This is a genomic window from Trinickia acidisoli, assembly GCF_017315725.1.
Classification (GTDB): Bacteria; Pseudomonadota; Gammaproteobacteria; order Burkholderiales; family Burkholderiaceae; genus Trinickia; species Trinickia acidisoli.
Window position 1 is genome coordinate 1,566,408 of the sequence record NZ_JAFLRG010000001.1, and the last position, 24,777, is coordinate 1,591,184.

20 protein-coding genes are annotated in these 24,777 nt (G+C 60.3%); 16 read left to right on the forward strand and 4 right to left on the reverse strand.

Annotated features, from left to right (window positions below; translation table 11 throughout):
* Window positions 1-149: 149 nt before the first annotated feature.
* Window positions 150-425 (reverse strand): oxidative damage protection protein, encoded by a 276-nt coding sequence (locus J3485_RS07320; protein WP_206951849.1) that lies wholly within the window; start codon window positions 423-425, stop codon window positions 150-152.
* Between the two features lie 50 nt (window positions 426-475).
* A complete protein-coding gene (gene argA / locus J3485_RS07325; protein ID WP_206951850.1) occupies window positions 476-1,858 on the reverse strand; it encodes an amino-acid N-acetyltransferase in 1,383 nt (460 codons plus the stop codon).
* Window positions 1,859-1,880: 22 nt separating this feature from the next.
* Here argA and hrpA point away from each other — a divergent pair, with 22 nt between their 5' ends.
* The 5 genes from hrpA to J3485_RS07350 all read left to right on the forward strand — a co-directional run bounded on the left by hrpA (window position 1,881) and on the right by J3485_RS07350 (window position 9,774).
* Window positions 1,881-5,939 (forward strand): ATP-dependent RNA helicase HrpA, encoded by a 4,059-nt coding sequence (hrpA, locus tag J3485_RS07330; protein WP_206951851.1) that lies wholly within the window; start codon window positions 1,881-1,883, stop codon window positions 5,937-5,939.
* 135 nt (window positions 5,940-6,074) lie between these two features.
* Window positions 6,075-7,106: a YVTN family beta-propeller repeat protein gene (locus J3485_RS07335; protein ID WP_206951852.1), complete on the forward strand. Its 1,032-nt coding sequence runs from the start codon at window positions 6,075-6,077 to the stop codon at window positions 7,104-7,106.
* A gap of 13 nt (window positions 7,107-7,119) precedes the next feature.
* Window positions 7,120-8,115 (forward strand): sterol desaturase family protein, encoded by a 996-nt coding sequence (locus J3485_RS07340; protein WP_206951853.1) that lies wholly within the window; start codon window positions 7,120-7,122, stop codon window positions 8,113-8,115.
* 12 nt (window positions 8,116-8,127) lie between these two features.
* A complete protein-coding gene (locus J3485_RS07345; RefSeq protein ID WP_206951854.1) occupies window positions 8,128-8,940 on the forward strand; it encodes an EI24 domain-containing protein in 813 nt (270 codons plus the stop codon).
* Window positions 8,941-8,949: 9 nt separating this feature from the next.
* Window positions 8,950-9,774: a competence/damage-inducible protein A gene (locus J3485_RS07350; RefSeq protein WP_206951855.1), complete on the forward strand. Its 825-nt coding sequence runs from the start codon at window positions 8,950-8,952 to the stop codon at window positions 9,772-9,774.
* Here the strand turns inward: J3485_RS07350 and J3485_RS07355 are convergent.
* Window positions 9,771-10,238 (reverse strand): rhodanese-like domain-containing protein, encoded by a 468-nt coding sequence (locus J3485_RS07355; RefSeq protein WP_206951856.1) that lies wholly within the window; start codon window positions 10,236-10,238, stop codon window positions 9,771-9,773. The genes J3485_RS07350 and J3485_RS07355 overlap by 4 nt on opposite strands.
* A 404-nt stretch (window positions 10,239-10,642) precedes the next feature.
* Here J3485_RS07355 and glnA point away from each other — a divergent pair, with 404 nt between their 5' ends.
* The 3 genes from glnA to ntrC all read left to right on the forward strand — a co-directional run bounded on the left by glnA (window position 10,643) and on the right by ntrC (window position 14,848).
* Window positions 10,643-12,058 carry a type I glutamate--ammonia ligase gene (gene glnA / locus J3485_RS07360; protein ID WP_206951857.1) on the forward strand — a complete coding sequence of 472 codons (1,416 nt, stop codon included), beginning with the start codon at window positions 10,643-10,645 and terminating at the stop codon, window positions 12,056-12,058.
* 116 nt (window positions 12,059-12,174) lie between these two features.
* Window positions 12,175-13,317, forward strand: coding sequence for a nitrogen regulation protein NR(II) (gene glnL / locus J3485_RS07365; protein ID WP_206951858.1), 1,143 nt, complete (start codon window positions 12,175-12,177; stop codon window positions 13,315-13,317).
* A gap of 13 nt (window positions 13,318-13,330) precedes the next feature.
* Window positions 13,331-14,848 (forward strand): nitrogen regulation protein NR(I), encoded by a 1,518-nt coding sequence (gene ntrC, locus J3485_RS07370; RefSeq protein ID WP_206951859.1) that lies wholly within the window; start codon window positions 13,331-13,333, stop codon window positions 14,846-14,848.
* 119 nt (window positions 14,849-14,967) lie between these two features.
* On the opposite strand, the gene xth is transcribed toward ntrC, so the two are convergent.
* Window positions 14,968-15,744 (reverse strand): exodeoxyribonuclease III, encoded by a 777-nt coding sequence (gene xth, locus J3485_RS07375; RefSeq protein ID WP_206951860.1) that lies wholly within the window; start codon window positions 15,742-15,744, stop codon window positions 14,968-14,970.
* Between the two features lie 202 nt (window positions 15,745-15,946).
* Here xth and J3485_RS07380 point away from each other — a divergent pair, with 202 nt between their 5' ends.
* The 8 genes from J3485_RS07380 to J3485_RS07415 are packed head-to-tail and all read left to right on the forward strand — an operon-like array spanning window position 15,947 to window position 24,589.
* Window positions 15,947-17,263: an aspartate aminotransferase family protein gene (locus J3485_RS07380; protein WP_206951861.1), complete on the forward strand. Its 1,317-nt coding sequence runs from the start codon at window positions 15,947-15,949 to the stop codon at window positions 17,261-17,263.
* The gene (locus J3485_RS07385; RefSeq protein ID WP_206951862.1) at window positions 17,253-17,762 is read left to right on the forward strand and encodes a GNAT family N-acetyltransferase; all 510 of its coding nucleotides are present in this window, start codon (window positions 17,253-17,255) and stop codon (window positions 17,760-17,762) included. Before J3485_RS07380 ends, J3485_RS07385 begins: the two co-directional genes overlap by 11 nt.
* 1 nt (window position 17,763) lies before the next feature.
* Window positions 17,764-18,246 (forward strand): adenylyltransferase/cytidyltransferase family protein, encoded by a 483-nt coding sequence (locus J3485_RS07390; protein ID WP_206951863.1) that lies wholly within the window; start codon window positions 17,764-17,766, stop codon window positions 18,244-18,246.
* 14 nt (window positions 18,247-18,260) lie between these two features.
* Window positions 18,261-18,932, forward strand: coding sequence for an HAD family hydrolase (locus tag J3485_RS07395; RefSeq protein WP_206951864.1), 672 nt, complete (start codon window positions 18,261-18,263; stop codon window positions 18,930-18,932).
* Window positions 18,929-19,975, forward strand: a complete 1,047-nt coding sequence (locus tag J3485_RS07400; RefSeq protein WP_206951865.1) for an NAD-dependent epimerase/dehydratase family protein — start codon at window positions 18,929-18,931, stop codon at window positions 19,973-19,975. The genes J3485_RS07395 and J3485_RS07400 overlap by 4 nt, the downstream gene beginning before the upstream one ends.
* The gene (locus tag J3485_RS28845; protein ID WP_242538511.1) at window positions 19,969-22,239 is read left to right on the forward strand and encodes a glycosyl hydrolase family 65 domain-containing protein; all 2,271 of its coding nucleotides are present in this window, start codon (window positions 19,969-19,971) and stop codon (window positions 22,237-22,239) included. Before J3485_RS07400 ends, J3485_RS28845 begins: the two co-directional genes overlap by 7 nt.
* Window positions 22,236-23,465, forward strand: a complete 1,230-nt coding sequence (locus J3485_RS07410) for an MFS transporter (RefSeq protein WP_242538512.1) — start codon at window positions 22,236-22,238, stop codon at window positions 23,463-23,465. Before J3485_RS28845 ends, J3485_RS07410 begins: the two co-directional genes overlap by 4 nt.
* Window positions 23,462-24,589 (forward strand): DegT/DnrJ/EryC1/StrS family aminotransferase, encoded by a 1,128-nt coding sequence (locus tag J3485_RS07415; RefSeq protein ID WP_206951866.1) that lies wholly within the window; start codon window positions 23,462-23,464, stop codon window positions 24,587-24,589. The genes J3485_RS07410 and J3485_RS07415 overlap by 4 nt, the downstream gene beginning before the upstream one ends.
* The last annotated feature ends 188 nt before the right edge of the window (window positions 24,590-24,777 follow it).

Below are 24,777 nucleotides of genomic sequence, written 5' to 3' on the forward strand. Positions count from 1 at the left end.
CGCAAGACAGAAGCGGCCGTTAGCGTAATGGCGCGACGGCTGAACGATGCCGCGGGCGGGGAGCGTGCCGGCTAGCGATAAGCGCACTAGCCGGCGGCCGATAAGCGGAACGATCGGGGAATCGAGGGGGCTCGGGGAAGACGCGGCGTTCAGCCTTGCGTCGGCGGCACGTATCCGGTTGCTTGATCGGCGCCTTCGCCGAAGAAGAACTTCTCCGTTTGCTTCATCAGGTACTGGCGCGCGCGCGGATCGGCCATGTTCAGACGGTTCTCGTTGATGAGCATCGTTTGATGCTTGAGCCAGCTTTGCCAAGCTTCTTTCGAGACGCTTTCGTAGATCCGCTTGCCGAGCTCGCCCGGCAGCGGCGGAAAATCGAGTCCTTCGGCTTCCTTGCCGAGCTTTGCGCATTGAACCATGCGGGCCATCGTGAATTTCTCCTGTAGTCGATAGGGGGCGGGCAGCGCTGCGTGCGCGCTCAGAGCTGTTTCATCAGCACGAGCGATTTGCGCTGCCAGTTATAGAAGCGACGGCGGTCTTCCGGCAGATCGTCGACGGTGACCTTGACGAAGCCGCGCTTCAAGAACCAGTGCTCGGTGCGCGTCGTCAGCACGAAAATGCGTGTCAGCCCGCGCGCGCGGGCGCGCTGCTCGATACGCTTGAGCAGCCGCTCGCCGTCGCCCGCGCCTTGCGCGTCCGGGGCGACCGTGAGGCACGCCATTTCGCCGATGCGCTCCTGCGGGTAGGGGTAGAGCGCGGCGCAGCCGAACAAGACGCCATCGTGCTCGATGACCGAGAAGTGATCGATGTCGCGCTCGATTTGATGGCGCCCGCGCTTGACGAGGGTACCGTCGGATTCGAGCGGTTCGATCAGCGTAAGAATGCCGCCGACGTCGTCGGGCGTGGCCTCGCGCAGGCTTTCGAGGTTCTCGTACGAGATCATCGTGCCCACGCCGTCGTGCAGGAACAGTTCGAGCAGCAGGCTGCCGTCGAGCGCGTACGGAATGATGTGCGCGCGCGGTACGCCGCCGCGGCAAGCGCGCACGGCATGCTTGAGGTAAAACGCCGCGTCGCCCTTGACCTCACCGCTGTCGAGCAGCTTGTACGCATCGTCGAGCGAGAGCTCCTGCGTGAGCCCGCCCGCTTCGTCCATGAGCCCCGGCGTTTCGGTCAGGAAGATGATCTTGTCCGCGCGCAGGGCGATCGCGGCCGCCGAGGCGACGTCTTCCATCGACAAATTGAACGCCTCCCCCGTCGGCGAGAAGCCGAGCGGCGAGAGCAGCACGAGCTTTCGGCTCGCGAGCGAGTGCTTGATCGATTCGGCGTCGACCTTGCGCACGATGCCCGTGTGCTGGAAATCGACGCCGTCGAGAATGCCGACCGGCCGCGCAGTGACGAAGTTGCCCGATACGACGCTGATGTGCGCATGGGCCATCGGCGTGTTCGGCAAGCCTTGACTGATTGCCGCCTCGATGTCGAGCCGTACTTCGCCGGCCGCTTCCTTGGCCGATTCGAGCGCGCGCGCGTCGGTGATGCGCATGCCGTGCGAGAACTCGGACTGCACGCCATGCAAGTTCATCTGCTCTTCGACCTGCGGGCGCGATCCGTGCACGAGCACGAACTGGATCCCCATGGCCTGCAGCAGCGCGACGTCGGAGACGAGCGCATTGAGCAGCCCCTGGTGGACCACTTCGCCGCCGAATCCGACGACGAACGTCTTGTTGCGGAACGCGTGGATGTAAGGCGCGACCGATCGCAGCCAGTCGACGAACTGGGCGGCCGAGACGGCTTCGATTTCGGGCGCCGCGGGCCGGGCCGGGGCGCTTTCGGGCGTGGGGGCGAGATCGGTTTGAGAATTCATGCCGGGATTATAATGCGCCCCCATGTCGAACGTATCCAAAAGTCCGGCCGCGAGTGAGGTCCGAGCACCGCGCACGCCGAGCGCGGCCCGCGCGAAAAGCGCGCGCCCTGCCGCCGTCCCGCCCAATCCCGTCCCACCGATCGATTTTCCGGCCGCGCTGCCCGTCTCGGGGCGTCGCGACGAAATCGCGCGCGCGATTCGCGACAATCAGGTCGTGATCGTGTCGGGCGAAACGGGTTCGGGCAAGACGACTCAATTGCCGAAGATTTGTCTGTCGCTCGGCCGCGGGCTCGGCGCCGGCGGCGCGGGCCTGATCGGCCATACCCAGCCGCGCCGGATCGCGGCGTCCGCGACGGGCCGGCGCATTGCCGAAGAACTCGGCACGCCGTTCGGCGAAGTCGTCGGCTACAAAGTGCGGTTCACCGACAACCTCGCGCCGGGCGCGTCGGTCAAGCTGATGACGGACGGCATCTTGCTGGCGGAGACGCAGACCGACCCGCTTTTGCGCGCCTACGACACGCTCATCATCGACGAGGCGCACGAGCGCAGCCTGAACATCGATTTCCTGCTCGGTCACTTGAAGCAGACTTTGCCGAAGCGGCCCGATCTGAAGCTCATCGTCACGTCCGCGACGATCGATGCCGAGCGCTTCGCACGTCATTTTGGTACCGAAACGCGGCCCGCTCCGGTGATCGAAGTCAGCGGCCGGCTCTTTCCGGTCGAGATTCGCTATAGGCCCGTCGCGGAGCTGAGCCCGGCGATCAAGGCAGCGCAGGGAACGACGGGGCGGGAGCGAACCGACAAGCCCGATCGTCCGGATCGTTCCGATCGCGGGAAAAGCGCGCGCGACGCCGAGCGGGACCTCATGGACGCGATCGTCGACGCCGTCGACGAACTCTGCCGGGAGGGGCCCGGCGACGTGCTCGTGTTCTTGCCCGGCGAGCGCGAGATTCGCGAAGCCGCGGAAGCACTGCGCAAGCACCATCCGCCGCACACGGAGATCCTGCCGCTGTTCGCGCGGCTATCGGCCGAGGAGCAGGCGCGCGTATTCAAGCCGTCGAACGCGCGGCGGCTCGTGCTCGCGACCAATGTCGCGGAAACGTCGTTGACGGTGCCCGGGATTCGCTACGTCGTCGATACGGGCCTCGCGCGCGTGAAGCGCTACTCGTACCGCAACAAGGTGGAGCAGTTGCAGGTGGAGTCGGTTTCGCAAGCGGCCGCCAACCAACGCGCGGGGCGCTGCGGCCGGGTGGCGGACGGTGTCTGCATTCGTCTATTCGAAGAAGCCGATTTTCAGGGGCGTGCGCGTTTCACCGATCCCGAAATCCTGCGCTCGTCGCTCGCGGCGGTCATCTTGCGGATGAAGTCGCTGCATCTGACGGAAATCGAGTCGTTCCCGTTCATCGAGCCGCCGCCGGGCCGCGCAATCGCGGACGGCTATCAACTGCTGGCCGAGCTGGGCGCCGTCGACGAGGACAACGCGTTGACGCCGCTCGGCCGCGAACTCGCGCGTCTACCGCTCGATCCGCGCGTGGGGCGCATGATCCTTGCCGCGCGAGATCAGCAATCGCTTGCCGAGGTGCTCGTCATCGCCAGTGCGCTGTCGGTGCAGGACCCGCGCGAGCGGCCGGCCGAGGCGCAGGAGCAAGCCGACGAAGCGCACCGGCGCTTCGCCGACGAGCGCTCCGAATTTCTGCAGTGGCTCAAGATTTGGACGTGGTTCGGCGAGGCCGTCGCGCACAAGAAGTCGAACCGGCAGCTCGTCGACGCGTGCCGCGCGCAGTTTCTGTCGCACTTGCGGCTGCGCGAGTGGCGCGACGTCCATTCGCAACTCCTGACCGTCGTGCGCGAGCACGGTTGGCGCCTGAACGAAAGCGAAGCGACCTACGAGCAGATCCATTTGGCGCTGCTGACGGGCCTGCTCGGCAACGTCGGCCTCAAGGCCGACGACGAACCGCATTACCTCGGGGCGCGCGGCATCAAGTTCTTCCTCTGGCCGGGCTCGACGCTCGTGAAGAAGGCCGGGCGCTGGGTCGTGGCCGGCGAGCTCGTCGAGACGAGCCGGCTCTACGCGCGCTGTCTCGCGAAAATCGAGCCGGAATGGATCGAGAAGGTAGCGGACCACCTGCTGAAGAAGTCGCTGTCCGAGCCGCACTGGGAAAAGCGCGCGGCGCAGGTGACCGCGTTCGAGCGGGCGATGCTGTACGGGCTGCCCGTCTACCATCGCCGCCGCGTGGCATTCGGGCGGCAGGACCCGGCGCGCGCCCGCGAGCTTTTCATTCGCGGGGCGCTCGTCGAAGGGGAGTTCGACACGAAGCTCGCCTTCTTCGCGCACAACCGCAAGCTGCTTGCCGAGATCGAGCAACTCGAGCACAAATCGCGCAGACAGGACGTGCTCGTCGACGACGAGTTGATCTTCGCGTTCTACGACCAAGCGTTGCCCGAAGGCATTTACACGGGCGTCGCGTTCGAGCGCTGGTATCGCGACGAGGTCAGAAAGAGCGGGCAGAGCGAGGACAAGCCGCGCTTGCTCTATTTGTCGCGCGACGACCTCATGCGGCATGAAGCGGCGGGCGTCACGACGGATCTTTTTCCGAAGCGAATGACGATGGCCGGCGTCGAGATGGCGCTCGGGTACCACTTCGAGCCCGGCTCCGCGCGCGACGGCGTGACGCTGACGGTTCCGCTCTATGCGCTCAACCAGGTCGATCCGCGACGCGCGGAGTGGCTCGTGCCGGGCATGCTCAAGGAGAAGGCGCAACTGCTGCTCAAGTCGTTGCCGCAGAAGCTGCGCCGCCATTGCGTGCCGTTGCCGGAGTATGCGGCGGCGTTCGTCGAGCGACACGAAGGTCGCTTCGGCGCGGCGGGTCTCGTCGAGGCGCTCATCGCCGACGTACGCGAGCAGACGCAAGTCGCGCTGAAATCGACCGATTTCAAACTCGAGACGCTGCCCGCGCATTTGTTCATGAACTTCAAGGTCGTCGACGAGCACGGCCGGCAATTGGCGATGGGCCGCAACCTCGCGCAGTTGCGCTCGGAGCTGGGGGCGGATGCGCAGCGGCACTTCCAGAAGCTCGCCGCCGGGGCCGCGCTGGTTACGGGCGGCTCGACACAGCCGGCCGCGGCCGGCGCGCGGCAGCCTGGCGTGGCGCGTGCGGGCGATGCGGGTCGCTCTGACGCGGGGGGCGCGGCAAAGTCCACGTCGCCGCCCGCGCCCGCGACGACGGCGCTCTACGACAATCTGACGACGTGGAACTTCGGCAAGCTGCCCGAGTTGCTCGAGATCCGGCGCGGGGGTCAGACGTTGTTCGGCTACCCGGCGCTCGTCGACCGCACGACGCACTGCGACGTCGAAGTCTTCGATTCGCCGGAGGAGGCCGCTCGGATTCACCGAGCCGGACTGCGGCGGCTGTTCGGGTTGCAGTTGCGCGAGCCGATCAAGTATCTGGAGAAGAACCTGCCGGGCTTGCGCGAGATGGCGATGCAGTTCATGCCGCTCGGCCCGCAAGAGGCACTGCGCGATCAACTGATCGAGATGGCGCTCGACCGCGCTTGCCTACAAGCGCCGCTGCCCGACGACGACGCGAGTTTTCACACGCGCCGCGACGAAGGCAAGGGCCGGCTGTCGCTGCTCGCGCAGGAGATCGCGCGTCTCGTAGGACAAATCCTCGCGGAGTACGCAGCCGTCACGAAAAAGCTCGCACAGGCCAAGCCGTTCGCGGCCGCCTACGCGGACCTGCAGCAGCAGTTGCAGGCGCTGATCGGCAAGCGGTTCATCGTCGAAACGCCTTACGCGCAGCTCGTGCATTTCCCGCGTTACTTGAAGGCAATGGCGCAGCGCATCGACAAACTCAAGGCCGATGCGGCCCGCGACGCTCGCTCGCTCGCGGACATGCAGGCGCTGCTGCAGCCCTACCAGCGCGCGCTGTCGGCGCGCGCCGGCGTGCCCGATCCGCGGCTCGCGGAATTTCGTTGGCTGCTCGAGGAGTTGCGCGTATCGCTGTTCGCGCAGGAACTGCGCACGCCGATGCCGGTCTCCATCAAGCGATTGCACAAAGTGTGGGAGTCGATGCAGCGATGAGTCGATGCGCGGTGCGATGCCGCCCCACATCGGCGCGCGAGCGTTGCGCCCCATTGGTTTGTATTTTGGATTTTGGTCAACCGCGCCGACACGCAAACGTTTTATGATGGCGGCGGTTTTTTCGAACGAGTTCTCATGCTTATTTCTTTCCTTTCTCGCGTTGCCCGAGTCAAGCGGTTCGCCGGCGCGCTCGCAGCTTCGTTCGTTGCCGCGGCGGTGGTGTCACCCACGGCGCACGCAAACGACGTCATCGTCCTCAATTCCGGCGAAGCGACGCTTTCGCTGATCGACCAGGCGTCGCAGCAGGTCGTGGGCCACAAGATTCCGACGGGCAAGGAGCCGCACCATTTGATGCTGACGCCGGACGGCCGCTCGCTGATCGTTGCCGACTCCGTGTCGAACGATTTGATGTTCGTCGACCCGAAAACGGGCGCATTGCAAAAGCGGCTCGAGAATATCGAAGATCCGTATCAACTCGGCTTCTCGCCTGATGGCAAGTGGTTCGTGACCACGGGGCTGCGCTTGGATCGCCTCGACATCTACCGCTACGACGGCAGCAAGGAAAGCCCGACGCTCGTCAAGCGCTTGCCGCTCGCGACGATGCCGAGCCACATGGCCTTCTCCAACGACAGCAAGACGGTGTTCGTCACGTTGCAAGTGTCGGGCGAGGTGGCGGCCGTCGATTTGCCGACGCAGTCGGTCAAATGGAAGATGAAAGTCGGCGATACGCCCGCCGGCCTGTGGATGACGCCGGGCGACAAGTACCTGCTCGTCGGGATGACCGGGGAGGATGACGTCGCCGTCGTCGATTGGCGCAACAAAACGGTCGTCAAGCGGATTCACACGGGCAAGGGCGCACATAACTTCCGCTCGCTCGACGACGGCGTGCACGTAGCCGTGACCAACCGTGTGGCCAGCACGATCAGCATCATCGACGAGAACACGCTGACGAACGTCGGCGACATAACCGGCCTCATGCCCGGCCCCGACGACATGGAACTCACGGCCGACAAGCGCTATATGTGGGTGACGTTCCGCTTCGCCAAGCACGTCGGCGTGATCGACATGACCACCCGCAAGCTGGTCAAGACGATTGCCGTCGGCCGCTCGCCGCACGGTATCTTCTTCGACGACCGTGCGCCGGTGACGGCCCCGAACGGCGCTTGACGGGGCGTTCGGCATGCTGCATTTGATCGTCTCGTCGCTCGATTCGCTCGTCTCGTCGCTGCAAACCTGGCTTTACGTGGACCTGATCCAGCCGCTGCTGTTCAAGTTCGGCTGGATGGACTACGACGAGGACACGTACGACGCGCTCTATCCGGTCATCGTCGGCTTCCTGACGATCATTGCGATGTACGGGCTGCTGCGGCCGCTCGAGGCGCTGCGGCCGCTCGAGCGCTGGGAGAATCGTAAGGCGGTTCGGGTCGACGTGCTGTATACGTGGATTTCCAAGCTCGGGCTGTTCAATCTCTTCTTTTTTGTCGCGTTCCAGCCGATCTTCGACAACACGCAAGCCTGGCTGCGTTATCACGGCATCGCGAACATCAATCTCGACACGCTGTGGCTGGGCGTGACCACGCGGCCGCTCGTCGCGTTCGCGTTCTACCTCGTCGTGCTCGATTTCGCCGGTTATTGGTATCACCGCTGGCAGCATCGGATCGGACTCTGGTGGGAGCTGCACGCCGTGCATCACAGCCAACGGCAGATGTCGCTCTGGTGCGACGATCGCAATCACCTGCTCGACGATGTCATTCAGGCCGGTTTCTTCGCGGCGATCGCGATCGCGATCGGCGTCGCGCCGACGCAGTTCGTCGTGTTGACGGCCGTCACGAACTTCGCGCAAAGCGTGCAGCATACGAATGCGCGGCTGCCGTTCGGCGTGCTGCTCGAACGGCTCGTCGTCAGCCCCGCGTTCCATCGCCGGCATCATGCGGTCGGCTACGGCCACGAAGGAACGGCGTACGGCTGCAACTTCGGCGTGCTGTTCCCGTGGTGGGATATGCTGTTCCGGACGGCATCGTGGAATCGCGAGGTCGAGCCGACCGGTATCCGACAGCAAATCGAGGGTGAATCGTATGGGGACGGGTTCGTCGCGCAACATTGGCTTGCCTTCGTGCGTATCGCGCGGCGTCTCGGCCTGCGGCGCGCGGGCGACGGAGGCGCTAGCGCCGTTTGACGGGGAGCGCGCATGAGCGATTTCCTGAGGGCGCTTGCCAAAGCGGCGGCCAGCGCGCTGCACCCGCGCATGCTGTGGCTCACGTTCATGCCGTTCGCGGTTGCGGCGGCGGGTTGGGGTGTTTTCTTCTGGTTCATGTGGCAGCCGCTCGTCGACGCGGCGCGCGCATGGCTTGCGGCCTCGTGGTTCGGCGCGATGCTCGATCGCGCGTTCGATTGGGTGGGCCTGACCTCTCTGCACGCGGCGCTGGCGCCGTTTCTCGTCATTGCGCTGTCGATTCCGCTCATCGTGACGACGGTGCTGCTCTTGATCGCGACGATCTCGATGCCGCTCGTCGTGCGTCATCTGTCGCGGCGACGTTTCGCCGGTCTCGAACAGCGCCGCGGCGGAACGTGGTATGGCTCGCTCGCGCATACGCTCGTGACGACCGTCGTCTGCATCGTGTTGTTCGTGCTGACACTGCCGCTATGGCTCATCCCGCCGCTGTTCGTCGTGATTCCACCGCTGCTGTGGGGTTGGCTGACCTACCGCGTCATGACCTACGACGCGCTCGCACTGCACGCGAGCCGCGCCGAGCGCCGCGCGCTGATCCGGCGCCATCGGGGGCCGCTGTTCGCGATCGGCGTGACCACGGGCTTGATGGGCACGGTGCCGACGCTGATTTGGGCCTGGTCCATTTGGCTCGTCGTGCTGTTTCCGGTGATCGCCGCCGCCACGATTTGGATCTATGCGTTTATCCTCGTGTTTTCGGCGCTATGGTTCGGCCACTATTGTTTGGACGCGCTGCAGCGCCTGCGCGCCGACGAGGCGCTTCCATCCATGTGAGGGCGGTCTATGGCATTTGGCGTGATCATCATCGGGGACGAAATCCTTTCGGGCCGGCGCGTCGACAAGCATCTGCCGAAAGTCATCGAATTGTTGAGCGCGCGCGGGCTTTCGCTTGCCTGGGCCGAATACGTCGGCGACGAGCGCGAGCGCATCACGGCCGTGCTCAAGCGCACGTTCGCTACGGGTGACATCGTTTTCTCGACGGGCGGCATCGGTGCCACGCCCGACGACCACACGCGTCAATGCGCGGCCGAAGCGCTGGGCGTGCCGCTCGAATTGCATCCCGAAGCGGCCGAGTTGATTCGCGCGCGAATCCGCGAGATGCAGGCGGCCTCGGGCGCGGCCGTGGCATCGCAGTCACTGGATTTCGACGCGCCCGAGAACCGCCATCGTATGAACATGGGCGTTTTCCCGCGTGGCTCGACGATCATCCCGAACGGTTACAACAAGATTCCGGGCTTTTCGGTCGGCGATCATCATTTCGTGCCGGGTTTTCCGGTCATGGCTTGGCCGATGATCGAATGGGTGCTCGATACGAAGTATGCGGATCTGCACCATGCCGTCGCACATGCGGAGCGCTCGCTCTACGTCTTCGAGTTGATGGAGTCGACGCTTACGCCGCTGATGGAAAAAATCGAAGCCGATTTCCCGGGCGTGCGCGTATTCAGTCTGCCGAGCGTCGGCGACGCCGAGCGCGGCGGCGTTTTCGCGCGGCGACATATCGACCTTGGCGTGAAGGGCGAGCCCGAGGCCGTCGCCGCCGCGTTCGTCAAGCTCCGCGAGGGCGTGCACCTGCTCGGCGGTGATATCGTCGAGCCGGAGGCGGGTTAGGCCCCCATCCACGGAAGCCCGCGGAAACACCAGCCTGTGACGGTCTTGCGGTGGCCGGTGCCGTCTTTGTCGCCTTCGAACCCTTCGAGCAGATCGTAAGCCTTCTCGAAACCCGCTTGCGCGGCCGCCACGGCCGCGAGCTTGGAGCGGGCCGCGCTGCGGCAGAGAAACAATAGCGGCGTGTCGGGCGCGGGTGCCGCCTGCCGCAACTGTTCGATGAATTCGGCATTGGGCACGCCACCCGGATAGCGCGTCCATTCGATGTGCACGTACTGCCCGTCGCCCACGAGCGGCCGGCCGACCCAGTCGAGTTCGGCTCGCGTGCGCACGTCGACGAGGCGCACGCGCGCGTCGAGCTGCAGCAACTCGAAGGCTTCGTTCGGCGATACGGCGCCCGCGTAGGGCAACTGATGCTCGGCGCGGCGCGCGTCGGCGCGCGAGAGGATTTGTTCGAGCGAACTCATAGCCTTCGTCTCCTTGAATCGTAAAGATACATTCTAGCCCGGCCGCAACGACGCTACGATGGTGCGCGTAGCGTTGCCGTCAATGCGCTAAAAGTGTGCAATCTCATTCAGCGTGCACCACAATGGTGGTAGTGGCCGGCGTGACTGGCGATAGTGCACCATGGCGGTGCGAGATTGCGGCGTCGCGGCATGTTCCGTGCGCCTCGGTGTGGCGGCGGCTCCGGCGCGGGGCGCCGCCCGGCGCGCCGGTGCCGCCATCGGCGCTTCGTGCACTCGTCACATGGCACGAAAGCTGCTTTTACCCGCGGCGATCGCTTGTAACACCGGTTTTGGCGTCGGAAGGCGCGACGAGCCGAAGCGGAAAGAAGCGAAGAACCGCCGAACCTATTAATGGAGAAGAGGATATGAGTAAATCCGTGGCCGACGTCATGCAGCTCGTGAAGGACGAGGACGTCAAGTTTATCGACTTTCGCTTCACCGACACGCGCGGCAAGGAGCAGCACGTCTCGGTGCCCCTGTCGGCGTTCGACGACGACAAGTTCGAGAGCGGCCATGCGTTCGACGGTTCCTCGATTGCTGGCTGGAAGGGCATCGAAGCATCGGACATGCTGCTCATGCCCGATGCCAACACGGCTTTCATCGATCCGTTCTATGAAGAGCCGACGCTCGTCTTGACCTGCGACGTCATCGAGCCGGCCGACGGCAAGGGCTACGAACGCGATCCGCGCTCGCTCGCCAAGCGCGCCGAAGCGTACCTGAAGAGCACGGGCCTGGGCGATACCGCCTTCTTCGGTCCGGAACCCGAATTCTTCATTTTCGACTCGGTCCAGTGGAACACGGATATGTCGGGCTGCTTCGTCAAGATCGGCTCGGAAGAAGCGCCGTGGTCGTCGGGCAAGGAATTCGAAGGCGGCAACTCGGGCCACCGCCCGGGCACGAAGGGCGGTTACTTCCCGGTCGCGCCGGTCGATTCGTTCCAAGACATGCGCTCGGAAATGTGCCTGCTGCTCGAGCAGATCGGCATTCCGGTCGAAGTGCACCACCACGAAGTGGCGGGCCAAGGCCAAAACGAAATCGGCACGAAGTTCTCGACGCTCGTGCAACGCGCCGACTGGACGCAGCAACTGAAGTACATCGTCCATAACGTCGCGCACACGTACGGCAAGACGGCGACGTTCATGCCGAAGCCCGTCGTGGGCGACAACGGCTCGGGCATGCACGTGCATCAGTCGATTTGGAAGGACGGCCAGAACCTGTTCGCGGGCAACGGCTACGCCGGCCTCTCGGAATTCGCGCTGTTCTACATCGGCGGCATCATCAAGCACGCTCGCGCGCTCAACGCGATCACGAACCCGACGACGAATTCGTACAAGCGTCTCGTGCCGCACTTCGAAGCGCCCGTGAAGCTCGCCTACTCGGCACGCAACCGTTCGGCTTCGATCCGTATTCCGCACGTGAGCAACCCGAAGGGCCGCCGCATCGAAACGCGCTTCCCCGATCCGATGGCGAACCCGTACCTTGCGTTCTCGGCGCTGATGATGGCCGGTCTCGACGGCGTGCAAAACAAGATTCATCCGGGCGAAGCCGCGGACAAGAATCTGTACGATCTGCCGCCTGAAGAAGACGCGAAGATCCCGACCGTCTGTGCCGGCCTGGAACAAGCGCTCGAAGCGCTCGACAAGGACCGCGAGTTCCTGACGCGCGGCGGTGTGTTCACCGACCCGATGCTCGACGCGTATCTGGAGCTCAAGGAAGCCGAGTTGCAACGCTTCCGCATGACGACGCACCCGATCGAGTTCGAGATGTACTACTCGCTGTAAGCGACGCGATGCGCTTCGTCTTTGTCGTCGGCGAAGCGCGCGTGAAGGATCGCTCTCGAAGGGACGGCGGCGCCGTCCCTTTTTTGTTCGATGCTCTTTCGCGTCCGTGAGTGACGATGGTGCTCAAGAATTTGATGAAGGCGAACAAAGGCCAAGCCGAGCCGCTGTCCGATGACGCGGCGCTGGCACAATCGGGTTTGCTGCCCGGGCTCGAGGCGCTGCCGACCGTCGCGCTCGTGCTCGACAAGCGCACGCTGCGCGTCGCGTTCGCGAATCCGTCGGCCGAATCGATGCTCGATTTGTCGCGCCGGCAGCTCATGCAGATGTCGTGGTCCGAACTGTTTGCGAATGGCGAGGACCTCGTCGCGACGATTGCCGCGATTGCCGAACATCGCTTTCATGCGACGCATTTGGATACCGTGCTCGAGCGGCCGAGTCGTGAGCCGCTGCATGTGCATGTGGTCGTCGGCTTTCTCGAGAGCGCACCCGATTACGTGCTGCTCGAGTTGTTCGAAAACGAGCGCCATTTGCGCACCGATCGCGAAGAGCGCATTCACGATCTGTCGGTAGCGAACAAGCAGCTCATCCGCAACCTTGCGCACGAGATCAAGAATCCGCTGGGCGGCATCCGCGGTGCCGCGCAATTGCTCGAATTCGAACTCGGCGCGCGCGAGCGTCAGGAGCTGCGCGAATACACGCAGGTGATCGTCAAGGAATCGGATCGCCTGCAAACGCTCGTCGACCGCTTGCTGGAGCCGCACCGGCACCCGCACGTCGTCGGCGACGTGAACATTCACGAAGTGTGCGAGCGCGTGCGCGCCGTGATTCTCGCGGAGTTTCCTCGCGGCCTCACGATCGAGCGCGACTATGACGTGAGCGTGCCCGACTTGCGCGGCGACAAAGAGCAGTTGATTCAGGCGCTGCTCAACATCGTCCGCAACGCGGCGCAGGCGTTGCGCGAACGAATCGGGCAGGGCGATGCGCGCATTGCCTTGCGCACGCGGGTCGCGCGCAAGGTAACGATCTCCAAACGCCTATGTAAATTGGCATTGGACTTGCGAGTGATCGACAACGGGCCCGGCATTGCCGAAGAGATTCGCGATCGCATTTTTTATCCGCTCGTGTCCGGGCGCGAGGACGGCAGCGGCCTGGGTCTCACGCTCGCGCAAACGTTCGTGCAGCAGCACGACGGCTTGATCGAAGTCGAGAGCCGCCCTGGACATACCGAGTTTCAGATTTTGTTGCCGCTCGTCAATTGATAAGACTTACTCCATGAAGCCGATCTGGATAGTAGACGACGACCAATCGATCCGCTGGGTGCTCGAGAAGGCGCTGGCGCGCGAGAATTTTCCGACGCTCAGTTTCGCTAACGTGCGCGAGGCGCTGGCGGCGCTCGAACGCGAGAGCCCGCAAGTGCTCATCTCCGACATTAGGATGCCCGGGGCATCGGGTCTCGAGTTGTTGCAGACGATACGCGAACGGCTGCCCGAATTGCCCGTCATCATCATGACGGCGTACTCGGATCTCGATAGCGCGGTTGCCGCGTTTCAGGGCGGCGCATTCGAATATCTCGCGAAGCCGTTCGACGTCGATAAGGCCGTCGAACTGATTCGCCGCGCCGTGGACGAGAGCCTGCGCGGCTCGCAGGCGGGCGAGGCCGTGCTGACCGATGCGCCTGAAATGCTGGGCCAGGCGCCGGCGATGCAGGACATGTTCCGCGCGATCGGACGGCTGTCGCATTCGGCCGCGACGGTGTTGATCACGGGTGAGTCGGGCACCGGCAAGGAACTCGTCGCACGTGCGCTGCATCGGCATAGCCCGCGCGCGAACGGGCCGTTCATCGCGCTCAATACGGCGGCGATTCCGAAGGATCTTTTGGAGTCCGAACTATTTGGGCACGAGCGCGGTGCGTTCACGGGCGCGCAAGCCATGCGGCAGGGCCGCTTCGAGCAGGCGGAGAACGGCACGCTGTTTCTGGACGAAATCGGCGACATGCCGTTCGATCTGCAGACGCGCCTGCTGCGCGTGCTGTCGGACGGGCAGTTCTATCGCGTCGGCGGACACAGCCCACTGCGCGCGAACGTGCGCGTGATCGCGGCCACGCACCAGAACCTCGAAGCGCGCGTGCGTCAGGGATTGTTCCGCGAGGACTTGTATCACCGTCTCAACGTGATTCGGTTGCGTTTGCCTGCGCTGCGCGAACGGCGCGAGGACATTCCGCTGCTCGCGCGCCACTTTCTGCAAAAGAGTGCGCGCGATCTCGGGGTCGAGCCCAAGCGCGTGTCGGATGCCGCGCTTGCCTATCTCACGACGCTGCCGTTTCCGGGCAACGTGCGTCAACTCGAGAATCTCGCCAATTGGTTGACGGTGATGGCGCCCGCGCAGACGATCGAGATCAAGGATTTGCCGCCCGACCTTGTACCGGGTGCGATGCCTGAAAGCAGCACCGAAATCGTGGCGGGACCCGCGGCGGCTGCGCAAGCTTCGGCGAGCATGGCCTCGGCCGACGGCGAGCGCAACGGCGTCGCGATCACGCCGGCCGCGCTTGCGGGTGTGGCGACGGGCGTGCCGGTCAGCGTGTGGGAGAGCGGGCTGCGTGCCGAAGTGGCGCGCATGCTGCGCGAGAATACCGTCGACGTCATGGACGAACTCGCGCGGCGCTTCGAGGCTGCCGTCATTCGCGAAGCGCTCGACTTCACCCGCGGCCGCAAGGTTGAAGCGGCCGAACGGCTCGGCATCGGCCGCAACACGATCACGCGCAAGATCCAGGAGTTGCATTTGGAATCGTGATGCGCGGCTTGCGGTGACGCGCGGGAGGGCCGGCGACTCGTTACGAGCGCCGGTCTATTTTTTTGCGCGAAAGGTTGCTTAGGACTACTAATCGACGTCGCTTTGACGTGCTGCCCGTATTAGGCAAGTTGCGCGATGACGGGTGCGTGGTCGGAGGGTTGGTCCCATTTTCGCGGCGTCCTATCGACTTCGCACATCGTGCAGGCTTCAGCCAGTGCCGCCGAGAGCAGGATGTGATCGATGCGCAGGCCGGCGTTGCGCCGGAACGCGAGCATGCGGTAGTCCCACCACGTGAACGTCTTCTCGGGTTGCTCGAATTGGCGGAAGGCGTCGGTCAGGCCAAGTTCGACGAGCTTGACGAACGCCGCGCGCTCCTCGGGCGAGACGAGGTTTTGGCCTTCCCAGGCCTTCGGGTCGTGCACGTCACGATCCTCGGGCGCGATGTTGTAATCGCCGAGCAGCGCGAGCTTCGGGTGGCGATGCATCTCGTCCTTCAGCCATTGCGTGAGCGCATCGAGCCAGCGCAGCTTGTAGGCGAATTTATCGGTGCCGGGCGCCTGCCCGTTCGGGAAGTAGGCTGAGATGATGCGCGCACCGCCTACGGTCAAGGCGATCATACGCTGCTGCTCGTCGTCGAAGCCAGGGATGTTGCGCACGATCTCCGTGTCGTCGACTTCGATGCCGTCGCGCACGAGGATGGCGACGCCGTTGTACGTCTTTTGTCCCGCGCACCAGCTTCGATAGCCTTTCCCGGCGAGCTCTGCGTGCGGGAATTTTTCGTTCGTCAGCTTCAATTCCTGGAGACAGAGCACGTCCACGTGGCTCTGCGCGAGCCAGTCGATCACGTGCTGCTGGCGAACCTTCAGCGAATTGACGTTCCAGGTGGCGATTTTCATGTTCAATGCGTCTCTTCCGTGATCAGCGGGATTGTAATCGCTTTTTGCTGCAATGCCTTATCGCATGGGGCTGGACCTGCGGCTAGGGCCGCGCCGTCTGGTAATGGAAGCTTCCGGTGGTCCGAAAATTTTAAAAAAAATATCGACGACTAGCGCGAGTCCGTAAATTCGCCCGTGTTCCCAATTCAAAGAACACAAAGATATGACAGAGATGCGCGATGAGAAACGGGTAGGGGGTGTTCTGGCCGGTTGGAATTATTTGCCGACGGTTGGCCCCATGCAAATCCGGAATGCTTCCGGCCCGCGAGTACAGGTTGCGTCGGGGGAATGGTATGACGACTACATCATGGGATGGGGTTCATGCTTCCTTGGCCATGACAGCACCCTTATAAGAGACTCAATCACTCGGGCCTTGTCGGGCGGCTTTCTTCAGCAATATGAAACCGAGAAGCATCAGCTACTGAGCGAACGTTTCTGCTCGCTCGTTCCTTGCGCCGAGAGGCTCCGTCTTGTCAATTCCGGCCTCGAAGCCACTATGTATGCGATTCGAGTGGCGCGTGCCGTAACTGGAAGGCGTTTGATCCTCAAATTCGAAGGGCATTTCCACGGTCTAAATGACACACTTACCTGGAACATCGACTCTTCTGCGCGAAGTGGGGTGCTTCGCCCAACCGGCGAACTCGAACGTGTGGCCGGTACCGTTGGAATCCCAGACGAACTCGGTCTGTTGACCATTCCATTACCCTGGAATGACCTGAACGCGGTGCAGAGAGCGTTCGATCTGAATCCCGACGATGTAGCCGGGATCATTCTCGAGCCGATTGCGCTCAATATTGGCTGTATCAAGCCGGATGATGGCTTCCTAGAGAATCTGCGCGCGCTTGCGACAAAGCACGGCGCATTATTGATTTTCGATGAGGTGCTGACTGGATTTCGTGCAAATATCGGTGGAGCGCAAAAAGATTTTGACGTTATTCCTGATATTGCTGCATACGGCAAAGCGTTTGGCTGTGGGATGCCGATAGCGGGGGTCGCGGGACGAGCCGAATTCATGGATGTCATCGCGCCGCGTGGGCCAGTGCAGGTCAGCGGCACCAATACGGGGCGATATCTGTCGGTATCCGCGGCCCTGTCAGTTATCGATTATCTTGAAGATGGATCCGCACATCGACATGTCGCATGCTTGGAAGCGCAGCTAAAAAACGGTTTGAGTGGAATATTTGCTAGGCATGGTATTCCATGTCACATAGACGGTTATGGTGGTCGCATAGGAGTGCACCTCGGCACATCAGAGCGTCCCCGTTTGATGAGAGACATCGAACGAACATACCCTATCGATTTCTCTAGAAAATTGTTTCATATGTTGTCGATAGAATATAGATTGTACGGTTTTCTAATGCCTCTTTCTTATTGCCCGGAACCAATTACATTATCAGCGACGCATACGCCTGAGATGATCGACGACGCATGTGAACGCCTCGAATCTGCATTGAATAGGATTGGGTACCATGAAAATTGAGGGCAATCAACCTGTCTGCGTTCGCCGTATTAGTGAATCAGATATTGCTGCAATGCTTGAACTGATTTCTCAGATCGAATCGCCCGATGATCTCGTACAATCGGCAGGCACGCAATTTTCACGTGAATTGGCGAATCCTCATCATGAGGAAGTAAGATTTTTGGCGACTTTAGGAGGCATTGCCGTTGGAACTATGGGATGTGGCCCTGGGCCGATGCCGTCAAAGCATGCGCTATGGGCAGACTGGTTGATCGTCGATCGCCGTTATCGTCGGTGTGGTATTGCCTATCAGCTTTATATGGAAGTCGAGAAGTTCGCAGTGAATCTCGATAAACGCTATTTGTGTTTGGATGTCGGCAATATAGACAGCGAGCGCGCGGCATACCTTTTTCATCGCCGCAACGGATTCCATATCGTTGGGAAAATCCCCGATTACTGGGGGGATCGAGAGCATCTACACATCATGGCGAAATACCTTATTTCACGGGAGCGGCACTGATATGGCGATCCTCAGCGGAGTCATAGAGCTATTGAATGCTGTCAGGAGTTGTCGAGCCGATGGTCTCGTGCTCGGACTTTGTCACGGCTGCTTCGACATCGTCCACGTCGGCCACATCCACCATCTTCGTCAAGCACGCTCGCTGGTCGATCGCCTCTTCGTATCCGTGACGGCCGACGAGTTTGTCAATAAGGGGCCTAATCGACCGATATTCACCGATGCTATTCGAGCAGAGTTTATTTCCTCGATTCGATACTGTGACTACGCGATTGTAAACCATGCGACGACCGCTGAAAATATGATTTCCTTGCTCCAGCCCCATGTGTTCTTCAAAGGAGCGGACTATCGTTCTGGCAATGATTCGAGAGTTAGTGCAGAGAGGAGAATTGTCGAGAGAAACGGTGGGCGCATGGTTTTGACCGATGATTCTGTGATGAATTCAACCTCACGCATCGCGAGAATAATTACTTCGATGGACATGTAAATGATCGAGGTGAAATGAAAAAACTTCTATTGCTTGATCTCGATGGGACGCTCATCGATACCCCACACTACGAAGCATGGTGCTACGCGGCCCGTCAAATTGGAATTGAAAATCTTAGCTATGAAGAATACGCCGTTTGGATAGCGGGTCGGCCACGCCTAGAAGGAGCATCTAGTCTCATTGGGTTGAAAAAAAGCCTCGTTCGAGTCGATTCACGTTACTCAGATACCTGTAGCGTATTAGCGGAGATAAAACAATTGGAATTTCTGAGACTTTCTACAGATATTCGATTTTTTGACGATGCGCTACGGTTGTTGGCGCGAGTGGAAACGTCGCGGCAAGATGTTAAATTCTATACGGCGTCTCAGAATGCGGCTGATCTCTTTCACACCGCATTGCGCAGATCTGGAAAATCGTTGAGCCGACGGGCGGTTGCGCGGCAACGGCGTGGTCAGACGCGAGCAGATTTGTTCTTGCATCTCACCGCCCAATACGCCCTAGATGCCGTCACGCTCGTCGACGACGCTCCACATGCCGTCGATGCGGCCTGCGGTCTTGGAATCCGAGCCTATCAGATCCGCCGCCATGAACGCCAACCGACGGCTAACGATTCACGCGCACGCATTCTTCCGTCACTTGATGACATTACTGTGCCGATTCGCGAGACTCCAAAGGATAGGCAATGACTGATCGCTCAAAGGTTCTTGTAACGGGTGGAAGCGGGTACGTAGGCGCGCGGCTTGTACCCAAACTACTGGCTGCCGGTTATCGGGTCCGTATCCTAGACACCCAATTTTTTTCAAATGGGCTTGATCGGCCTCGCGATCATCGCCACCTGGAATTGGTCAAAGGAGACATCCGCAACCTATCGGTTGTCGAAAATGCGTTACGAGGCGTCCAAATCGTCATACACCTGGCAGCGGTGGCAAACGATCCCAGCTTCAACTTGGACCCGATGCTGAGCCGATCTATCAATATCGATTGTCTTCCCAACCTCATGAGGACAGCAAAACGCTTCGGTTGTCGACGCTTCATCTATGCGTCATCGGCCAGCGTTTACGGCATTAATGACCAGCCGGTGGTCGACGAGAAACAGCCGTGCGTACCCGTTACCGATTACAACCGGTACAAAGCAGAGGGGGAAAATATCCTGTTTGATCTTAACGATTCATCTTTCGAAACGATAGCGGTCAGAGCGGCAACCGTCTGCGGCTGGTCGCCGAGACAGCGGTTGGACCTCACGGTGAACGTTCTGACTGCTAGCGCACTTGCTCGCGGTAGAATCACTGTCTTTGGGGGAAATCAGTATCGGCCCAATGTCCATATCGGTGATCTTTCTCGACTCTATACGTTGCTGGTCGAACGCGATTCTTTAGGCGCGCTTTGCGGGCGCGCGATCAACGTAGGTCGCGAGAATGATACGGTGGCTGGTATCGCGAAGCAGGTTAAAAGCGTCGTCGACAGTTACTTTTCCCTGAATGTACCGATTACGGCGACGCTTTCCGATGACGTACGGTCCTATAGGCTCGACTCGGGGCTGATGCAGCGGGAACTAGGGTTTGAGTTTGTCTATACCATTCGAGATGCAGTCCTGGAAATATGCGAGCGATGGCAATCGGGAGCGTTCGAGGATAGCCCTGATGTCTTGGCGGACCCTCGTTATCACAATCTATTGAATATCCGGTTGTCGGACTGGTCGATCGCATCGTCCTCGGGGTGCACATGCTGATCATTTCCGACGGAAAAAGAAAGGAACGCGTGATCGATCTAAGTCCCGAATCATCGGCGTTCGTATCTTGCGCGACAACGTTGGCTAATGCACTCATCGGGGTACGTCCGCACGTACCGGAAGCCTGCGGGCGCACCGAGCGAGTGCAATTGCTCGCCGATGGCGTCTACGCATCTGGCATCGGCGTATCGCGCGAGATCGTGTCGCTGCCCGCACCACGAGTTCTGCGGCTTTACGACGTGGAGACGGGGGAGCCCGCGCGCCGCGAAGATGGTACGACGGCAACGGTGACACTCTCGCTCGACGGGGCGAATGTCACTAGCATCGAGCGTTTGCAGGTTGGTGGATGCACGTTCGAGTTGATGGTGCGCTTATTTATCGATACGCCAGGCAAACCTGAGGTTGCTACTGTCATCAACCTGCGGCAGATGAATAGCGATAATACGTCGTCACGTCGATTACGGCTGGACTATGGCATCGACACCTGCGCAGCAAATGAATATCTCGGGACGTCCCCTTGGTTGACCGCCCGCCACTATGAAATCGAGGGCGCCAAGTGCAGCGACGACTGCTTCAGCGTTGTTGTCGCCACCGCGGAAGATCGGTTGCGCTACGAGGTGCGAATCGAACGGTCGCCAAGCTCCGCAAGCCTTGCCACTACATGGGCCCGGTGCGGGCGAGATTGCGTGATTTCGACAACTTTCAACTTTCGCAGCTCGCTCTGCCATGAGCTATTCGTGCACTGGCTGGTACGCACGGAATCTGATGCCTCGAAGTCACGAATGCCGGAAATGCTCTTTAAGTGCGCGGTTGCCGAACGAGAACACCGGGCGCGCTGGGCGAAATTGTGGGAGGATCACAACGTTGAGATCAATGCAGATGGTGAGCTCGTCGAGCTGGGAATGAGGTATGCAATCTTTCAGCTTTTACAACACGGGATAGAATCTCATTTTCATTCGGATGGATTTATTTCACCGGCACGTGGTTTGACGAGTACATATCACTCCGGAGCGGTTTTTTTCGATACGGAGCTTCATAAATGCATATTTTGGATCTGGAACGATCCTCGCGTCGCGCGAGCTATCATTGACTATCGGTACCATCGAATAGAAAGGGCACTCGAATTCGCGAAATCAACGGGGTTTTCTGGTGCCCGCTTCCCGGAAGCTTCGAATGATCGTGGAACGGAAAACGGACCTCGCTACGTTTTGTCCTGTCCAGGCGCAGAAATGGCTCGGGAATGGAGCGTCGATGAGGTGCTGCACGTCTCCGCGGATATCTGCTGGGCGTTACGGAGATATTGGACCGTAACTGGCGACGATGCCTATATGGGCAGTTGCGGGGCCAGAATCGTCGCCGAATGTGCGAAATTTTCGGCATCCGCCTTCACGTGGTCGGACGAGAGATGCGGCTATGTTATCGAACGTGTGATGGGCCCTGATGAATATCATTATCATGTGAGTAATAATTTTTATACAAATTATTTACTTGGATGGTGTCTACGATTCGCGCTCTCGCTGGTTGAGTGCGGATTAATTTGTGATGTATGCAATAGCGAGATACAGCGGTGGCGTTCAATTAGTAATAACGTGTATCTGCCGTGGATGAGCGTTGATGGGATTCTTATTCCAGAAGAATTCGATGGGTATGCAGGACTATCGGATGCCGAACGTAGGCTTGCAAGGACTGATGGGCCTCAATTTTTGAATGAAGACGAGCGGAATTCGTCTAAAGAATTGAAGAATTTTACTTCAAAAATCGTGAAGCAGGCCGATATCATTCTACTCATGACATTGTTTCCCGATGACTTTACAGATGAGGTTAAGAAAGCGGCATTTAAATTCTATGAGCCAAGGACTGTTCACGAATCGTCGCTTAGTTACGGCCCTCATGCAGTACTAGCAGCGGATATCGGGGATGCGAGTGATTGCGCCTATTTCATATCGCGTGCGAGTCGTTACAACTTGGACTTTACGCCGGCCGAGGACTACAGAAACGGTTTGCATCTGTCTGCGTATGCAGGTGCGTGGCAGGGGCTAGTTGAAGGGCTGGCCGGCTTGCGTGTTGATGGTGGCACGCTTTATTTTCGGCCGCGATTGCCTGGAAACTGGAACTCATACCGGTTCACCATTTGGTTCCGCGGACATCGACTTCAAGTCACGGTCCCCGCAGATGGTGTTGTCTACATCGACTGCGAGGGGAATAGGCTTCCCGTTAAGCGCCTCGCGGACGTGTATGCCTGCAGTTGCGGAGAGTTGGAATGATGTCACTCGCTGAGCGCATGTCGCCGTATCGCGATGCGTTACATTTTTCGTCATTTCGTAAGCTGCTGATTGGGCAAGGTCTGTCTATGGCCGGGGACGCAGTTTGCTTGGCGGCGCTTCCTGTCGCAATGATTCATGCGGGCTTTGGTGGCGAGGTCTTTGGGTTGGTCATGGCTGCGGTCGGCGTTGGCACGGTCATAGGTGCCATAGCTGGAGGGATACTGGCTGATCGAAGGTCGCCGAGGCGCATTCTCATTGCCACCGACGCCGCCAGGGGCGTGGCGCAGCTTGTCGTCGCTGCGCTAATCGTATGCGGTGCGCCATCATGGTGCTTAGCCCTCGCTTATTTGGTGTTTGGCATTGGCATTGGCTTATCCCGCCCATGCACCCAAGTCTTGCTCGTCAATCTACTGCCCAAGCAGGCTTTGGTTGCGGGGAACGGAGCGATGAACTTTCTCGACAACCTCGTTGCAGTGATGTTCCCGGCCACACTCGGCGTTTTGATTATCCTGTGGGACCCGGTGTGGGGCGTGCTCGTCGACGGCGTCACGTTCTTGGCTGCTGCTGTATTTACTGCGCGACTACCTGAGAAAGGCAGGTTTGAAATTAATGAGCAATTTTTATTGCGAGAGGTGTTCAATGGGGCAAAGATTATTTTTGGGCACTCCGAGTTGTTATTAGGATTTCTCGGCACTTTAGTCGTGAGTGTGTTGTGCTTCCCAGTTTTTCTTGTAGTTGCGCCGTATGCCGTGACCGATCGCTTTAACGACACGATGTGGGGCATCTGCTTGGCGGCATCGGGGCTGGGCGCGTGTATTGGATCCGTGATCACGGTGCTCGCTGCCGGCCATCGGCGCTTAAAACAGCTTGCGCTGACCTGCGGCTTCTTTCTCGGCAGCGCAATGGCTATGTTGGGTATCGGCGATTCCGCTTGGATGGCGATATTGGGATCGGCGTTTGTCGGAATTGTCGAAGCCTCATGGCTCACGGGCTGGGCCACAGCCGTGCAGACACTTTCCCCTGAGAAGGATCTCGGCAAGGTGGTGGCGATCGATACTTTTGTGACCAGCGGGGCGCATCCATTCATCTATCTCGGTAGTGGGCTCGTTGGTGCTTCCGTCGGTTATTCCTACACATTGACAATCGCTGCTGCGGCGAGCGCAATCGGAACTGCTTTAATCAGCCTGCTAGCCGTTCAGCGAAAACATCAAGGAAAGGCCCAATGATCAAATGCAATAACGTCTTGGAACAGGCACGCGACTTATCGGAATTCATCTTTGAGCGGTGGCGCGATATTCTCCCGGCCGGAGATTTTGTGCTCGGCGATGACGTTTCGCGATTCGAAACGTGGATGTCGCAGCGTTGCATGGGAGCCTATGCAATATCGATGAACTCGGGCACCGACGCTTTGCTGCTCGCACTGCGAGCCTTGGGAATCGGGCCGGGCCACGAAGTCATCACATGTTCGAACACATTCGTCGCCACGGTCGGAGCGATTGTGGCTGTCGGAGCCAGGCCTATACTCGCGGATGTGGGTGACGACGAACTGATCAACGTCGATACGGTTGCGCCACTTTTCACGGAGCGGACAAGAGCCGTCATACCGGTCCATCTCCGCGGGCGGCCCGTGGACATGGACTCGATGTTGACGCTATGTCGCGCCCACGGCGTGGCGGTTGTCGAGGATTGTGCTCAAGCGATTGGAACCACGATCAACGGCAAGCAGGTCGGGACGTCCAGCGACGCGGCGGCCTTCTCACTGCATCCGCTAAAAACGTTCGGTGGCCTGGGGGACGGCGGCATTCTCGTCACAACAAATCCGGAAATCGCCGCCTATGCAAGGCGCGCGCGCAATCATGGGTTGCAGACGCGTGATGAATCTATCGTGTTTGGGATCAACTCACGCCTTGATTCCTTGCAGGCGGCTGCCCTGAATATAAAGGCGCCCTACCTTGATAGGTGGCTGCGCCGTCGTCGGGAAATTGCTGCCTTTTATGATCTAGCACTTGCTGAAACCGCCACGGGAACAGATCTCGGCGGAGGCAAGCCGGGAAGCTCTTACTACCACTACGTCGTGAAGTCAGCAAAGCGAGACGGGCTGCAACGGCATCTCGCGAAGTACGGCATCCAGGCCGCGGTGCATTACCCTGTGCCAATTCACCGCCAGCAAGCATGGCTTCGCAGCCAGCCACCCATCGCGCTCCCTACCACCGAGCGTTTGTCGCGCGAGATACTCACCATTCCCTGTCACCACCATCTTTCCGATTGCGATATCGAAAAGATCGTAGTGACGATACGAAGCTTCAATGCTCGGTATGAGTTCGCACCGGAAAGACGAATCCCTTCCTGAGCGTTTAACCTCAAGCAAGGAGAAGCAAGAAGATGAACAAGGCAACGCGAGCGCGCTATACGCACGTATACGCCCGGGGTGCTTGGAAGCGCTCGTCGATTTCGTCGTGCCCGAACTGCAGAAGCGTGGTCGGCTGAGAATCCGATATGACGGAACGACCTTGCGACGAAATCTTTTCGCTGGTTGAT

Bases quoted from the DNA above. Each gene is read 5' to 3' on its own strand.
- ntrC (WP_206951859.1), top strand. From the start codon at position 13,331: ATGAAGCCGATCTGGATAGTAGACGACGACCAATCGATCCGCTGGGTG.
- J3485_RS07390 (WP_206951863.1), top strand. From the start codon at position 17,764: ATGGCGATCCTCAGCGGAGTCATAGAGCTATTGAATGCTGTCAGGAGT.
- J3485_RS07415 (WP_206951866.1), top strand. From the start codon at position 23,462: ATGATCAAATGCAATAACGTCTTGGAACAGGCACGCGACTTATCGGAA.
- J3485_RS07335 (WP_206951852.1), top strand. From the start codon at position 6,075: ATGCTTATTTCTTTCCTTTCTCGCGTTGCCCGAGTCAAGCGGTTCGCC.
- J3485_RS28845 (WP_242538511.1), top strand. From the start codon at position 19,969: ATGCTGATCATTTCCGACGGAAAAAGAAAGGAACGCGTGATCGATCTA.
- J3485_RS07380 (WP_206951861.1), top strand. From the start codon at position 15,947: ATGACAGAGATGCGCGATGAGAAACGGGTAGGGGGTGTTCTGGCCGGT.
- glnA (WP_206951857.1), top strand. From the start codon at position 10,643: ATGAGTAAATCCGTGGCCGACGTCATGCAGCTCGTGAAGGACGAGGAC.
- J3485_RS07410 (WP_242538512.1), top strand. From the start codon at position 22,236: ATGATGTCACTCGCTGAGCGCATGTCGCCGTATCGCGATGCGTTACAT.
- J3485_RS07340 (WP_206951853.1), top strand. From the start codon at position 7,120: ATGCTGCATTTGATCGTCTCGTCGCTCGATTCGCTCGTCTCGTCGCTG.
- J3485_RS07345 (WP_206951854.1), top strand. From the start codon at position 8,128: ATGAGCGATTTCCTGAGGGCGCTTGCCAAAGCGGCGGCCAGCGCGCTG.
- J3485_RS07320 (WP_206951849.1), bottom strand. From the start codon at position 425: ATGGCCCGCATGGTTCAATGCGCAAAGCTCGGCAAGGAAGCCGAAGGA.
- hrpA (WP_206951851.1), top strand. From the start codon at position 1,881: ATGTCGAACGTATCCAAAAGTCCGGCCGCGAGTGAGGTCCGAGCACCG.
- J3485_RS07355 (WP_206951856.1), bottom strand. From the start codon at position 10,238: ATGAGTTCGCTCGAACAAATCCTCTCGCGCGCCGACGCGCGCCGCGCC.
- J3485_RS07400 (WP_206951865.1), top strand. From the start codon at position 18,929: ATGACTGATCGCTCAAAGGTTCTTGTAACGGGTGGAAGCGGGTACGTA.
- argA (WP_206951850.1), bottom strand. From the start codon at position 1,858: ATGAATTCTCAAACCGATCTCGCCCCCACGCCCGAAAGCGCCCCGGCC.
- J3485_RS07385 (WP_206951862.1), top strand. From the start codon at position 17,253: ATGAAAATTGAGGGCAATCAACCTGTCTGCGTTCGCCGTATTAGTGAA.
- glnL (WP_206951858.1), top strand. From the start codon at position 12,175: ATGGTGCTCAAGAATTTGATGAAGGCGAACAAAGGCCAAGCCGAGCCG.
- xth (WP_206951860.1), bottom strand. From the start codon at position 15,744: ATGAAAATCGCCACCTGGAACGTCAATTCGCTGAAGGTTCGCCAGCAG.
- J3485_RS07395 (WP_206951864.1), top strand. From the start codon at position 18,261: ATGAAAAAACTTCTATTGCTTGATCTCGATGGGACGCTCATCGATACC.
- J3485_RS07350 (WP_206951855.1), top strand. From the start codon at position 8,950: ATGGCATTTGGCGTGATCATCATCGGGGACGAAATCCTTTCGGGCCGG.